We start from the raw sequence: 14,041 nt of genomic DNA on the forward strand, positions 1-14,041 counted from the left end.
GTTTGTTTTTTTATTGACCCCAAAGGTTTGAGGCGATATAATGATAACAATTCTCATTATCATTATTGTTCATGGGGGATACACATGGAAGCTTTATTTGCGGTGGTTTCATTTGCTTTGATAGCTGTAGGCAGTTTGTGTATTTTTATAACTTTTGAAAACGACAGACGGAGACGCCTGTATTTTGATAACAAACAATCCGCTAAACAGGAGGCATTCTCTGCTTCGGCAGTTTTGTCCGAAAGAAAAGACACAATTGCACTCTAAGCAATTGCATTACAAATCATTTTTCAACGGCCCGCAAAATTGAGAACTGATCGGCCAGGGCGTAAAGCAGACCGAATGCGCTGAAGATTATCACTGCGCTGCTGACCTTTAAGTCGTAGTCTTTAACAAAGTAGTCGTCATACATCCAGTCGAAAATGATTACCCCGCATATGCCGCCCAAAAAGGTATACAGAGTAATTCGGGCGGCAGCAGACATTACCCGTGTTCGAAGGAGCCAAGACAGCGGCATCAAGGTAGCAGGGTAAATAAGGCTGGCCGTAAGGCCGATCATACCTATGAAAACGATTCCTATGTTGCGAAGTCCGTAATATTCGGTTGTTGTAATTTTGCTTCCTTCCATCAGCTCCAGTACAAGGATGGAGAGGCTGAACAGAAGGGCAAACGATGTCCACATTACCAAAATGTACCTGAAAATACGCAAGCCGGAATCCTCCCCGCGAAACATCTTACTGATACAGACGCAGCCGGGCTGGAAAAAGTTTTGGTTTCGGTGTATGTTGTACACTTTACTTTTGGTGCGATACTGATTATAATAATTCATGTTGTCCTTGCGGTCGTGGCGGAATTGGCAGACGCGCTAGATTCAGGTTCTAGTGGTGTAACAGCCGTGGAGGTTCGAGTCCTCTCGACCGCATAATAGTTGAAATCAGCCCTTCAGAATCAGTCTGAAGGGCTGATTTGTTTTATGGCTAAGATAATTCCCCGAGTCTCATATCACGTTTCCAAGTCTAATGCCAAAATGGCAGCTCGCCACGCAAATATTTGCCGGTGATCGAGCGCGCCGCGGCACCTTGCCCTTCGACGAGCTGCTGCGGTGTCCCTTGGAATATGACCATGCCGCCCCGGGCGCCGCTTTCCGGGCCCATGTCGATGATCCAGTCCGCACTCCGGATTATGTCCGGGTGATGCTCGATGACGACGACCGTGTTGCCGGCGTCGACCAAGCGGTTCATGATGTCGAGCAGTAGCCCGACATCGGACATGTGGAGGCCGGTCGTCGGCTCGTCCATGACGTAAATGCTGCCCGCCTTGTGCAGCTCACAGGCGAGCTTCAGCCTCTGGCGCTCGCCGCCCGACAAGGTGCTCAGCGGCTGCCCGAGCGTCACGTAGCCGAGCCCGACGTCCGCGACCGCCTGCAGACGTCGGCGGATGGACGGATGCTTGTCGAATACGGCCAGGGCCTCCTCGGTCGTCAACGCCAGTACGTCCGATATGGATCGGCCTCGGTACCGGTATTGCAGCACTTCCTCTTTGAACCTGCGGCCGCCGCACGTTTCGCAGACTGTGCGGATGCCCTCCATGAAGGCGAGGTCCGTATAGAGGACGCCGAGCCCCTGGCACGTCTCGCATGCCCCCGACGAATTGAAGCTGAACAGAGAGGCGTTGACGAAGTTCGCCTTTGCGAACAACTTGCGCAGTTCATCCATAATGCCCGTATACGTCGCAGGGTTCGAGCGGACCGACGCCCCGACTGCCGACTGGTTCGTCGCAATCGCCTCGGGATAGCGCGCCAGAAACTCGCCGTTGATCAGCGAGCTTTTGCCGGAGCCGGCTACGCCGGTCACGACCGTCAGCACGCCTGCCGGGATGTCGACCGATACCCGCTTTAAGTTATGAAGCGCCGCATCGACGATCGGGTAGGAGCCTGTCGGCTTGCGGACGTCCTTGCGCAGCGTCAGCTCGTGCCGCAAGTACCGGCCCGTCAAGGTGTCGGCATACAGCAGTCCTTCAACGTCCCCTTCATAGACGATCCGCCCGCCGTGAACGCCGGCGTGTGGGCCGACGTCTACGATATGATCGGCGGCCGTGATGACGTCGCGGTCGTGCTCGACGACTATCACCGTGTTTCCCTTGTCGCACAGCTGACGGAGCAGCCGGTTTAACCGAATAACGTCCCTCGGGTGCAGTCCGGCGCTGGGTTCGTCGAAAATGTACAGCATGTCGGTCAGGCTGCTGCCAAGGTGGCGCACCATCTTGATTCGCTGCGATTCGCCGCCGGACAGTGACGCCGTTTCCCGGTCGAGGCTAAGGTAATCGAGTCCGATGTCGATCAGTTGTTGGAGCCGCTCGGCTAGCGCGGATGTTACCGTCTCCGCAACCGACTCCCGGATGCTGCGCACGACATATATGAGCTCGCCGACCTCCATGGCGGCCATCTCCGCGATGTTCAAACTGCCGATACGGCAGTTAAGCGCCGCTTGATTGAGCCGCGTCCTGCGGCAGAGCGGACAAGGGGCGAACATCATGTACGGCTGGGCGCGGCTCAATGTCGCTTCGGCCATTTCCTCCGAATCCCGCTTGATGTAAAGCCGTTCGAATTTCGTGACAACACCTTCGTAGCTCGCGTCCATCGGGCCGGTTGGCGTATCGAACGAGATTTTCGCTTCCTTCCCGCCGATGCCGTAAAGTAATAAGTTCCATTCTTCGTCCGAGTAATCTTCCAATTTCTTATCATTGTCGAAAAGTCTCGACATCACGTATAACTTCCAGTACCACGTGCCGACGCGGAACGTCGGAAAAGCAATGCCGCCTTCATTCAGCGACTTTGTCCGGTCCAACAGCTTGCTGACGTCTGCCGAAACAATCTTGCCAACGCCGTGGCATTCCGGGCACATCCCGGCCGGATCGTTAAATGAGAACGCGTTCGAATTGCCGACGAATGGCTGCCCGACGCGCGAGAACAGAAGCCGCAGCAGCGCGTAGATATCCGTGATCGTGCCGACGGTCGACCGAGAGTTGCCGCCGAGCCGTTTCTGGTCGACGACGATAGCGGGGGACAAATGTTCGATCGCGTCCGCTTCGGGCGGGCTGAATTTCGGGAGCCGGTTGCGGATGAATGCGCTGAACGTTTCGTTCAGCTCCCGCTGCGCCTCGGCGCCGATCGTGTCAAAAACAATCGACGACTTGCCGGAGCCGGATACCCCGGTGAAAACCGTCAGCTTCCGCTTCGGGATGCGAAGCGTAATATCCTTCAAGTTGTTTTCTCTCGCGCCCTTGATGACGATGCAATTCTGATCCATACAGTCAACACCTTTTCGCGTAGTTCATACACGGATCAGTATACAAGTATTATTATGACATCTTCTGTCATAATCGTGCGGCGGATGAAAACGAAACGGTTCCGGTTTCCCCCGTGAGCCAACACTTTGACAAGTACCCCTCCTGTTATTAATATGACACAAGGTGACATATATAAGGTCTATAATGAGTGATAGATAGATCAACGAAAGGAGTAACGAATCTTGAAACGGAAAATCATTTTAGATTTAGCAGTTACTTTGGATGGTTTTATTGAAGGGAGAAATGGGGAAGTCGATTGGTGCATAATGGACTCTGAGATGGGGTTTATTGATTTCTTAAAACAAATTGATATTATTTTTTATGGAAGAAAAAGCTATGATTTATGGGGACAATTTACTCCAGAAATTGAACAAACGGATAATGATAAAGAACTTTGGGAATTATTTCATAGTAAAGAGAAATATGTGTTTTCCAGGACGCAAAAAGGGACTGATAACCAAGCAATATTCATAAATGATAATATTCTTGAAGAAGTAAATAAATTAAAGAATAAGCCCGGTAAAGACATCTGGCTATATGGTGGAGCAAATCTTATTACAACTTTTATCCATTTAGGGCTTGTAGATGAATTTAGATTATCTGTTCATCCTGTTATTTTGGGAGAAGGAAAACCGTTGTTTATTGATATAAAACAGAGGTTGAATTTAAAAATGGTTCATACAAGAACGTTCTCCTCTGGCGTTGTGCAACTAATCTATCATTTAAATGGGAAATAATGCAGCACAGCTGGCAGCGCACTATCGCTCATACAGAACAAATGAGGCTGCCGGCGATCGGCAGCCTCCATTACGTTAACTGGCAGCTATGCTCAATAAGAACGGGCAAGAATTTGCGGTGGCTTGAATATAGACGCAAAAAAAAAACCGCCGAAAGCCTTGATTTTACAAGGTTATTGGCGGCTGGGGATCACCGGATCTAATTTTTTGTACCTAATCAATTCCTTTACCCAGATTCCTCTGGCGAACCATCGTCGTCACGCTCCTGTTGCGGGCTTTCATATTCGAGGTGCATAACGGCTTTGCCCCATATGCTGCGCTCCATTAAACGCCTGGCAATGTCGGAAATGTTCGACCATGCAGCCTCCAGATGAATAGGCGGGCGGAGAGAGCCTTCCGCAACAAGCTCGGCAAGCCGCCTCAGGTCGGACGAAACCGGATGATGCCGCAGTTCGTCGTACAGAAATAAGCCGTATAAATGAGTGTTTCCCTTCGTATAAAATTCCCTTGCTTCGAACACGGTCGGTTGATTGGAGGCGTTGCCGCAAAGTACGCATGTACCGCCGGTCGCGAGCAGGCTTAAGGAGGAGGAAAGCGAACTTCCTCCTACCGATTCCAAAATAAGATCGAATGGACCGTAAGAAGACGCTGGTTCGGGATCGTCTCCAACTACAACGTTTTTCACTCCCTCAGAGCGTAAGGATTCGATGGTGTCGGGTTTTCTGATCCGCGCGGTTACGCTCGCGCCCGCTCGAACGGCCAATTGGCAGGCGAACCGGCCTACTCCGCCGGAAGCGCCTGTCACTAGCACGGATTTGCCTTGCAATGCCCCGCCTTTCTCAATGCCGTATAAAGCGGTTAATCCTGCAACGGGAAGGCAGGCTGCTTCGGCAAACGAAACGGAGTCCGGAAGCTCGGTCAGGAAAGCGGTAGGAGCGGCAACGCGCTCCGACCATGCTCCGGAAGGGACAAGTCCGACAACCCTTGCACCCGGCGGAGGACCTGAGCCGTCGGCAGCCGCCTTCTCCACGACACCGGCAAAATCCCAGCCTGGCCGCAGTTTTTTGCCGGAGAGAAAGGCATTGCGTACTTCTCCGCCGTTCAGCGAGAATGTTTTCACTTTGACAACCGCTTCCGAGTCGGCTGCAACGGGCGCTTCAACTTCGTCGATAACAAAGATGCCGGGTGTCTCCGGATCTGCCACAACAGCCCGGATGACGGGGTTCAAATGTTGTTTTTCTTTTCTCATCGGGAATCCCCCTTCGTTCAATTTATATGATCGACGGTCGATCGGATGAGTTATGATGTTCTTTGAAGCCGAATTTATCCCACCAGTTTGCAAGAGGTTTGGGAGACCACTAAGCTTTTCGGCCGAGCAGCTTCATTGTTGCCGGTACCAGGAGCCCACGCACGATGGTCGCATCAACTACGATTGCGATCACCAGGCCAACGCCGATCATTTTCATTAACGTCACGCTCGAAAGTACAAACCCGCCGACCACCACGATAAGGAGCAAAGCGGCGCTCGTTATGATTTTTGCTGTTCGCTGAACGCCAAGCGCAACCGATTCGACGGGATCTCCCGAGCGGACCCATTCCTCGCGTATGCGGGAGAGCAGAAACACTTCATAATCCATAGCGAGCCCGAAAGCAACGGCCACGATGAGAACGGGAAAGTTGATATCCACGGCGCCGACCGGTACGAAATTCAAAAGTTCGTCAAGGTAGCCGTCCTGGAAGATCAGCTTGATCGCACCAAACGATGCCGATAGAGACAACAAATTTAAAACGATGGATTTCAAGGGCAGAATGACGGAACCGAAGGCGAGAAACATAACGACGAACGAAACCACAACGACAAACAAGGCCATCCAGGGCATTCTGGAAATGATCATATCGACGATGTCGACTCTGGATGCAGGCATGCCGGTGAAAAAGGCTTGAGCACCTTGCGGAGGGGTTTCTCTTCGCAGCTCCTCGACCATTTGCCTTGCTTCCCGGGACATCGGATCGATTTTGTAGCTGAGTGTCAACCGCGCCAAGTTTTCATGCGTGCCGGTAATTTTAGCGCCGGTTACGCCTTCGATGCGTGCCAACCTTTGCACATAATCTTGCAATGCCGTTTTCGCTTGCGCAGAATCGGCTGTTCCTTGAAATTCCACGACGGAAGTAACGATTTTGGCCGGATCGGCGGAAAACCGGCTCGCCATTTCTTGGGTGACCATACGGGCATCCGCTCCGACAGGAAGAACCCAATCTCCGGGACGCGCCCAGTTTACACCGAGAAAAGGCAGTCCTAATGCGACGAGCAGGACGACGATCCCGACCGTTGCCGTCAGCGGTCTGCGCATGACGGCGCGGGCCACCCGGTACCACCGTCCTTGCCGCTCGTTAAACTCCGAGCTTTCCGCGCGTTTCCTGCGCAATCGCGGAAAGGGGACCCGGAGAGCGTTTACCCGTTTACCGACGATCCGCAGCAGAGCCGGCAGCACCGACAGCGAACTGAGAACCGCGAACAAAACGGTCGCAACGCCCGCGTATCCCATCGACAGCATGATACGGGAAGGGAAGACGATCAGACAGGCGAGCGATACGGCCACGGTCAGTCCGGAGAAGGCGACCGTGCGCCCGGCTGTCGCCATCGTTCTTATTACGGCCTCATCTGTAGTATGGCCATCAGCCAGCTCCTCTCGAAACCGGTTTACGATAAAAAGCGCGTAGTCGATTGCGAGTCCGAGTCCCAATATGGTGACCACATTAATGGCAAATGTCGATATATCGGCGAAAAAGGTCACTCCCCGCAGGACGACAAGAGAGCCGACCGCCACCATCACTCCGAGAATAAGGGGAAGGGCGGCCGCCACCGCACTGCGGAAAATGAAAACGAGCAAAATGAGAAGTATCGGTATCGACAACGTCTCCGCTCTGGCGATATCCCGTCCGATCTGGGAATTAACCTGTTCGGTCATCGGGGTCAATCCGCCGAACCGCACGGTCATTCCGGGTACAATCAAGTCGTCCTTGATCGCACCCAACTGCTTGACACGTTCGCGGTCATCTCCGGAGGCAAGCTGTATTCCTACATACGTCGCGTGACGGTCCTTGGATACGAATGCCTCATCCTTATTGATCCAATAAGAGTCGAGACGGCTGATTGAATCGCGAGGCAGTTTTTCCAAAGCTTGCTGAATCGGCCCATTGAAAGCGGGGTCGTCAACGGTAAGTTCCTTGTGTTCGTATAGAACAACGACATCGGTTACTTGACGCCCGAGCGGTCCCTGAAGGAATTCATCGGCAAGTGATGACTCGCTGGTGGGATCGTCAAACCCCGCTCCTCCGGTAAGCGAACCGAATACGCCTACTCCCCAAAAGCCTCCCAAAACAATAAACAAGATCATGCCGGCAACAATCCACCACCTGGCCTTGACGGCCGTCCTGCCAATAGCTGCAAAACCGTTATCCTTCATCGTCATATGTTCGCCTTCTTTCTTGTTACATTTTCATCACAAGTATAAAACAAAATGGTTACTAAGTAAACTAATTTGTACTAAATTAGTATAATATATTATTTTTAGTTTAAATTTCGCTCGTTCCAATCGCTATAAGTTAGCAGGGTTACAAAAAAAGAGCGCAAGATGACGTAAGATGGCGCCATTCATTTCGGATATGCTGGATACAAGGTTATACGGTGATCGCAACGATGCGCGAGAGCGGGGACGCGGAAGCAAAAAACGACGCGGCATTTAGCCGGCGTCGTTTTTTCAACATCCTTTTTCGCGGGAAGTGGAGGCGCTCAATACGGGATTTCGTTTTTTAGGAGTTTATTTCTGCAGTTTCCGCATCGAGCCGACGTACCTCACGGGAGGATAACGTCCAGAGGGCCCCCGCTAGCAGCAAAAAACCGCTAACGACAAAGATGAAGCCGATCCAGGACCCTGCACCATAACCGATAAGCATGCGAAGCCACGGCTGCTTCTCCATTGGCAGGGGCGTTTCAAGCCACCGGTCCGCAAGAGGCCCCGTCACGAGAAACGATAAGGGAGCCATCACGGCACACAGCTGGCCATAGGCCGCGAACACCCTCCCCTGAAGGGCAAGCGGCGTTTTGCGCTGTAAAATGGAGTGAAACAAAGCTCCCGTCATCGCGAGCGGAAGCATCAGCAGGAACAAGGCGGCCCCCATCATTCCGGTATGCCGGCTCATTCCGAGAAGTACAAACATCGAGGAGGTAAGTATGGATCCGGCAAAGATGAACCTGATTTTGTATCGGAAATGCCCCCACCATACGGCCGCCGCGGCCCCTGTTAACGCCCCGGCATTCATGGCTGCGAGAAGTACGGACAGCGTATCGGTGCCCCCCGTCCGTTGGAGAAAGTAAGGGATGGCCAGCTCCAACGGCCCATTTAATATAAAATTCCACCACCCGAAATAAAGAAACAGGTGTAGCAGCGGTTTCTGCTTCCAGAGGAACCGGTAGCCTTGGACGGCCTCGCTCCACAGGCGATTTTCTTCCTGCTGCGGCTCGTCGCGCTTCATTTCGGGAAGCGGAAGAAAAGCGATGACCCCCGTTCCTATTAGGAATGTGGTCAGATCCACAACCAAGATTCCGGCAATCCCGTAGGGTTCGTACAGCATACCGGTCAACGAAGGGGCGATGACCCCCGCAAGCGGGAAGAGCAACTCCTTCATCGAATTAACCCGATCGAGCTCGTCATCCCGCACCATAAGCGGGATCACCGCCGACGTTGCCGAGCTTTGCAGCGCCATAAACAATCCTTGCAGAGCGGCGATTCCATAGATGGGCCATAGCGGGAAATGTTCGCTGACAAGACAAAAAACAAGCAAAGCCGTACATACCGCTTGGCCTGTATCGCCGGCGATAATGGCCGTTTTGCGCTTCAACCTGTCCGCCGCTATACCTATCCAACTGCCGAAGAATAAAAGGGGAAGTTCATTGAATAGCGGCAGAAGCAGCAGCGGAGTCGCTTGACCCGTTTCATGAAACAATCGGATACCGATTGCAATGGAGGTCATGCGGCTTCCCATCATGGAAATTCCTTGCAGGGTAAAGAAAAAATAAGGTAATCGAATTGAACGGCACATGGCGATTTCTCCTTTTTATGCAGCAAAAAAAGCTTCCATGGAACTCAGATCCACGGAAGCTTGGAGTTTCGGCACGGGTACACGCCACCAATACGGCGCGGCCATTTTTACCGAAGGGCTGCTTGTTGTTCTGATGTTCTGAAGAGGAGAAGCAGGAAAGCCGCGCGACGAATCAAAGCTCTGCCTGTCGGACAGAACCATGGAGACCTATGTGCGGATTCTTGCTTCGTATGCGGTTAAGCTTACTCTTCAGAACGACCAGTGAGGAGCATGTGCTGTCGATTCCCCTTTTTAAGTCCGGTTGGTTAGTTCATTCATTTTAGCACGACGTATTTTTTAAAGCAATCGCACTTCTTTGTGCAACTTCTTTGGCGAAACGCATCGGACCATTCGCCGACGTCGAAAATGATTTTGAGCAATTAAGAAGAAATGTTTATCGGGAGCAAATGTTATTCTTAGGGTGGCATCCCGTTTCGGGAATTTTCGTTTTATGTAGACGCGCAGCAAATTCTCATATCCTTTGTTATAGAAAAGGAAAACGGCGGAACCAAAGTTTCGGCTAACATGGAGGGCTTCGATGAGTCGTTGGCCAATTTAAAAGCTTTAGTGGAGGGAAAAGATCTTCCCTATACATAGCCTGGAGTCCGCTCACCGTTCGATTAATTCGTTTTTTTCCTTGGGAATTGACCCAAGAGACAGCGTGTGTTACGATTTGATGAGATTAAGGAAGGGTGCTGAACGTGCTATATATCCGGTACGTTAAACTTGTGCGAAAAGTTCGCTCCGTACAATCGAACGCGATGAAGCGTTGTGCGGAGCCTAATCAGGGGGCATAAAGCTTCCTGTATTCATCGGCTGAATAGTCTTTAAAAAAGCATAGATTCCTATGCTTATTTAAATATGACTATTTTGCCGGTACGAAGCGGTAAGGGCCGTCGACAGCGCATTGTCGGCGGCCTTTTTTGCGTGCTTCGATTTCGGGCGGGTTAACGCCAATTGAAATCGGTTGAATTTGCGCTAAGCAGAGGGCCGGCGTCGTCAAGACGCTTAACCCTCTGCTTTTAATTTTTTTCAGGAAAAGAGGAATCGCAAATGAGTTTACTTAAGGTCGAAAATTTGTCTCACAGCTTTGCGGACAAAAAACTGTACGAAGGAGCCTCCTTCGAATTATATAAAGGCGAACATATGGGGATTGTCGGTCAAAACGGCACCGGAAAAAGCACGCTGATCAAAATATTGATCGGGGAAGTCGTTCCGGACCAAGGCACGGTTCATTGGCAATCCAACATGAAAATCGGCCATCTGGACCAGTATGCCGAAATAAATGGTACGTTGACCGTTTCGGAATATCTCAAAAAGGCGTTTGCGCATTTGTACGAAATCGAAAAGAAGATGAACCGTCTTTATGAGGAAAGCGCAGTTACCGGCGATGAGACGCAATTGCTGCAAGCAGCGGCGTATCAGGATCAGCTCGAAGACCAGGATTTCTACTCGGTCGAAAGCCAGATCGGCAAAATTGCCGCCGGTCTGGGCATTGACGCGATTGGAATGGATCGTCCCATTCATGAATTGAGCGGCGGGCAGCGGGCGAAAGTAATTTTGGCGAAGCTGCTGGCCGAAAAACCGAACGTTTTGTTATTGGATGAGCCGACCAACTTTCTCGATAAAGACCATGTGGAATGGTTGGCCGTCTTCTTAACGAACTTTGACGGCGCTTTTATTGTCGTTTCGCACGACTACGACTTTCTGGACAAGATCTCTTCCTGCATATGCGATATCGAGTTCGGAACGATCCGAAAATATTATGGCAAATATTCGGACTTTCTCCGGCAAAAAGAGCACTTGCGGCAGGAGTACGTCCGCCGCTACGAGGCCCAGCAAAAACAGATTGAAAAAACGGAGGAATATATCCGGAAAAATATTGCCGGCGTCAATTCCAAAATCGCCCAAGGGCGCAGAAAACAGCTCGAAAGGATGGAGAGGCTGACTCCGCCGGCTTTTACCCATCAACCGTCGATCCGTTTTCACGAATTGCCGCTTTCTGCGCAAAATGCTCTTACAGTTCGCGATCTGGAAGTCGGATACCGTTCTTCCCTGCTGCCTAAGTTGAATTTTCCGTTGCCGGTGGAGAAAAGCTTGTCATTACGGGCTTCAATGGAATCGGAAAGTCCACCCTGCTGAATACGCTGGTCGGACGTCTTCCGGCCATTTCCGGCTCGTTCCGGTTTTCGGAGCAAGTCGCAGTCGGGTATTACGAGCAGGAATTGACATGGGACGACGATGCATTGACGCCGATCGAGATTATTTCGGAATGGTTTCCCGGATTAAATACGAAAGAAATACGGCGTCATCTGGCATTGTGCGGGGTGAGGGGAAGCCATGCTTCGCAAGCGATCGGCACCTTAAGCGGCGGCGAACAATCGAAGGTGAAATTATGCAGGCTGCTGCTGTCACCTTGCAATTTTCTGATTATGGACGAACCGACGAATCACTTGGATGCGGAAACGAAAAAGGCGCTGCAAAACGCTTTGGAGCACTTTACAGGGAGCGTGCTGCTCGTATCCCACGAGGAAAATTTTTATAAGGGTTGGGTCGACCGTATTTTCAGACTCGAACTTGCTTAAACGGATGGTGAATCTGCCTCCCGCCAGACGCCAAAATGCGATGAACCCGCTTATAGCGGGCCATCGCTTTGGCTTGGTTTGACTCTAGAGCGTCCAAGAATCCGCTGCCGGACCGTACAAGTCGCGCATGGACACGGGCAGTCCGAACTGCTTCATATATGTATACAGCTGCCCCCGGTGATGGTAAAGATGGGTCGTAATTTCGATCAGCCATTTCACTTGCGTTACGGGATGGTTTTTGGCAAAAAAAGGGGCAGTTCCTTTGTACAGAAAATCGCCTTCGTCCAAGGAAGCCATATACCTTGTTAAGGCTTGTACCCCGCTGCGCATCACTTCCGACAACGAATCGGCATCACGCAAATGCACGGCCGAAACGGCGATTTTTCTGGTCTCCTCCATGGGCCGCTCCTGCAAAATCGCCAGCTCCATGGCGGGAACGATAGCCAGATGCTGAGTCAGTTCGCTTAAACTCCGCATGTTTTCGTGGGGACGTACATCCCATTGATCCGGCTGAATTTTAGCAAACAATACGCAGCTCGTTGTGAGCGCAAGTTCCATTTCATCAAACAGCCGGTCTCGGATGTGGGAAATATTTTCGTTCATTGACAATCATCCTCCAAACTTGATAGGTTGCTTTCAAAAAGACTTTACCATGTAAATAAGTCACATTCTGGCTTATTTATTTTGTTAAAATAAAAAAAAGTGCGGGCAGGGAGTGAACTTGATGAAATCGCAGCGGCTGATTCGTCTGATGATGGTGATCAATGCAAAAAAAGCGGTTACGGTGAGAGAACTCGCCGACGAGTTCGGATTATCACCGCGTACGATAACCCGGGATTTGCAGGAATTGAGCGAAGTTGGCTTCTCGATTTATGCAGTGCAGGGACGGGGCGGCGGCTACCGGCTGCTTCATGAAAGAATGCTGCCGCCGATCGCTTTCTCCGAAAGCGAAGCGGCCGCCGTTTTTTTCGCCTGCCAGTCTTTGCAGTACTTCGGCTCGGTTCCTTTCGACGAGAGCGCGGCTTCCGTCATTCATAAGTTCTATCATTATTTGCCGGCCGACGTGAAGGAGCAAATCGACCGGCTCAGAAACAAAGTGGTGATCTGGAATCCGTATCGTGCCATGTCCTCATCCTGCCTGCAAACTCTGCTGCATGCGATCATGAACAAAAGGGCCGTAACCATTGCATACAAGTCCAATGAAGGCTTAACGGAGCGGGATATCCAACCTGTCGGACTGTGTGCCAGCGAAGGTTATTGGTATTGTCCGGCCTTTTGCTTCCTGCGCCAAACGTACAGACTTTTCCGTGCAGACCGAATCGCCTCCGCTTGTCTGAACGAAACGATTGCTTATCAGGAGGTTCATGATCAAAGATCCGTATTCGACTGGATTACGCCCGATATGTCCCGGTTTGGGCAGATTGCGTTGGTCGTAAAGCTGACCCCGGAGGGGGTGCGGGCATTTGAATCCAATGTCTGGTTCGGGCCTCATATCGAAGTACACGAAGACGGAGGCGGCACGGCGCGAATCCGGATCCCCGCTCAAAAACTGCACTTCTTTGCGGATTTGGTATGGACGCTTGGGGAGAAGGCGAAAATACTGGAGCCTGCGGAAGCAGTAGACTATGTTAGACTAAAAATCGGTTCCATGATCAAAATGTATGGGCAAAACTAAAACCAATCTGCAGCTTCTATCCGGAAAATTGGCTCATAATTCGCACTCGCGCGATATTATGAGCTTTTTTTGTATGATGTTGCATTATTTGATGTATCTGTTATATACTATGTATAACAGATAGGCAATGTAGGTGTCCTGCGAAAGGAGGGTTTATCGTGTTGGTGGAACTTGACTTACAGTCGGAAATTCCGCTTTATGCGCAGCTTGCCGACCAATTGGTCGAAGGCATCGCCTCAGGACAGTTAAAGCCGGGCGATCCGCTGCCTTCCGTGCGCAGTCTTGCGGCCGATCTCAGCATTAATTTGCACACGGTGAACAAAGCTTATCAGCTGCTGAAGCAGGAAGGGTTTTTGCAGGTTCACCGCAAGCAAGGGGTCGTCGTTCAACCGGACGGGATGCCGGGGGTAACGGCCGCTTTCCGCGAAAAATTGAAGCGCCAGCTCAGGCCGCTCGCAGCTGAAGCGAAAGTGCGCGGGATGACGGAAGCGGAGTTTGTGGAGATGTGCGCCGCCGTCTACAGGCAGCGCCAAAAGCATGAAGGAGGGGATTGA

Annotated in this window: 10 protein-coding genes, 1 tRNA gene and 1 pseudogene; 6 read left to right on the forward strand and 6 right to left on the reverse strand. The window is 51.4% G+C overall.

What is annotated here, in order from left to right; genetic code table 11:
* Window positions 1–84: 84 nt before the first annotated feature.
* Window positions 85–267 (forward strand): hypothetical protein, encoded by a 183-nt coding sequence (locus MYS68_RS06045; RefSeq protein WP_248924964.1) that lies wholly within the window; start codon window positions 85–87, stop codon window positions 265–267.
* 16 nt (window positions 268–283) lie between these two features.
* On the opposite strand, the gene MYS68_RS06050 is transcribed toward MYS68_RS06045, so the two are convergent.
* Window positions 284–709 (reverse strand): hypothetical protein, encoded by a 426-nt coding sequence (locus MYS68_RS06050; RefSeq protein ID WP_248924965.1) that lies wholly within the window; start codon window positions 707–709, stop codon window positions 284–286.
* Window positions 710–838: 129 nt separating this feature from the next.
* Between MYS68_RS06050 and MYS68_RS06055 the strand changes: the two genes are divergently transcribed.
* A tRNA-Leu gene (locus tag MYS68_RS06055) sits at window positions 839–922 on the forward strand.
* A gap of 94 nt (window positions 923–1,016) precedes the next feature.
* On the opposite strand, the gene MYS68_RS06060 is transcribed toward MYS68_RS06055, so the two are convergent.
* Complete coding sequence (locus MYS68_RS06060) at window positions 1,017–3,308, reverse strand: ATP-binding cassette domain-containing protein (protein WP_248924966.1); 2,292 nt, start codon at window positions 3,306–3,308, stop codon at window positions 1,017–1,019.
* Window positions 3,309–3,530: 222 nt separating this feature from the next.
* Between MYS68_RS06060 and MYS68_RS06065 the strand changes: the two genes are divergently transcribed.
* Complete coding sequence (locus MYS68_RS06065; protein WP_248924967.1) at window positions 3,531–4,085, forward strand: dihydrofolate reductase family protein; 555 nt, start codon at window positions 3,531–3,533, stop codon at window positions 4,083–4,085.
* A gap of 226 nt (window positions 4,086–4,311) precedes the next feature.
* On the opposite strand, the gene MYS68_RS06070 is transcribed toward MYS68_RS06065, so the two are convergent.
* From MYS68_RS06070 to MYS68_RS06080, 3 genes are all read right to left on the reverse strand, one after another.
* Window positions 4,312–5,334 carry a zinc-binding dehydrogenase gene (locus MYS68_RS06070; RefSeq protein WP_248924968.1) on the reverse strand — a complete coding sequence of 341 codons (1,023 nt, stop codon included), beginning with the start codon at window positions 5,332–5,334 and terminating at the stop codon, window positions 4,312–4,314.
* A gap of 109 nt (window positions 5,335–5,443) precedes the next feature.
* Window positions 5,444–7,558 carry an MMPL family transporter gene (locus MYS68_RS06075; RefSeq protein WP_248924969.1) on the reverse strand — a complete coding sequence of 705 codons (2,115 nt, stop codon included), beginning with the start codon at window positions 7,556–7,558 and terminating at the stop codon, window positions 5,444–5,446.
* A 340-nt stretch (window positions 7,559–7,898) separates the two neighbouring features.
* On the reverse strand, window positions 7,899–9,188 hold the full coding sequence (locus tag MYS68_RS06080; RefSeq protein ID WP_248924970.1) for an MFS transporter: 1,290 nt from the start codon (window positions 9,186–9,188) through the stop codon (window positions 7,899–7,901).
* Window positions 9,189–10,280: 1,092 nt separating this feature from the next.
* Here MYS68_RS06080 and MYS68_RS06085 point away from each other — a divergent pair.
* A pseudogene (locus MYS68_RS06085) lies at window positions 10,281–11,812 on the forward strand (ABC-F family ATP-binding cassette domain-containing protein).
* A gap of 84 nt (window positions 11,813–11,896) precedes the next feature.
* On the opposite strand, the gene MYS68_RS06090 reads toward MYS68_RS06085, so the two are convergent.
* On the reverse strand, window positions 11,897–12,415 hold the full coding sequence (locus MYS68_RS06090) for a DinB family protein (protein ID WP_248924971.1): 519 nt from the start codon (window positions 12,413–12,415) through the stop codon (window positions 11,897–11,899).
* Between the two features lie 121 nt (window positions 12,416–12,536).
* Between MYS68_RS06090 and MYS68_RS06095 the strand changes: the two genes are divergently transcribed.
* Both MYS68_RS06095 and MYS68_RS06100 read left to right on the forward strand, forming a co-directional pair.
* Window positions 12,537–13,487 carry a helix-turn-helix transcriptional regulator gene (locus MYS68_RS06095; protein WP_248924972.1) on the forward strand — a complete coding sequence of 317 codons (951 nt, stop codon included), beginning with the start codon at window positions 12,537–12,539 and terminating at the stop codon, window positions 13,485–13,487.
* A gap of 158 nt (window positions 13,488–13,645) precedes the next feature.
* Window positions 13,646–14,041: a GntR family transcriptional regulator gene (locus MYS68_RS06100; protein ID WP_248924973.1), complete on the forward strand. Its 396-nt coding sequence runs from the start codon at window positions 13,646–13,648 to the stop codon at window positions 14,039–14,041.

It is taken from the genome of Paenibacillus hamazuiensis (assembly GCF_023276405.1).
Lineage (GTDB): Bacteria > Bacillota > Bacilli > Paenibacillales > NBRC-103111 > Paenibacillus_AF > Paenibacillus_AF hamazuiensis.

Excerpts from the sequence above, each read along its gene's own strand:
- MYS68_RS06045 (WP_248924964.1), top strand. The coding sequence starts at position 85 with ATGGAAGCTTTATTTGCGGTGGTTTCATTTGCTTTGATAGCTGTAGGC.
- MYS68_RS06080 (WP_248924970.1), bottom strand. The coding sequence starts at position 9,188 with ATGTGCCGTTCAATTCGATTACCTTATTTTTTCTTTACCCTGCAAGGA.
- MYS68_RS06075 (WP_248924969.1), bottom strand. The coding sequence starts at position 7,558 with ATGACGATGAAGGATAACGGTTTTGCAGCTATTGGCAGGACGGCCGTC.
- MYS68_RS06090 (WP_248924971.1), bottom strand. The coding sequence starts at position 12,415 with ATGAACGAAAATATTTCCCACATCCGAGACCGGCTGTTTGATGAAATG.
- MYS68_RS06070 (WP_248924968.1), bottom strand. The coding sequence starts at position 5,334 with ATGAGAAAAGAAAAACAACATTTGAACCCCGTCATCCGGGCTGTTGTG.
- MYS68_RS06060 (WP_248924966.1), bottom strand. The coding sequence starts at position 3,308 with ATGGATCAGAATTGCATCGTCATCAAGGGCGCGAGAGAAAACAACTTG.
- MYS68_RS06095 (WP_248924972.1), top strand. The coding sequence starts at position 12,537 with ATGAAATCGCAGCGGCTGATTCGTCTGATGATGGTGATCAATGCAAAA.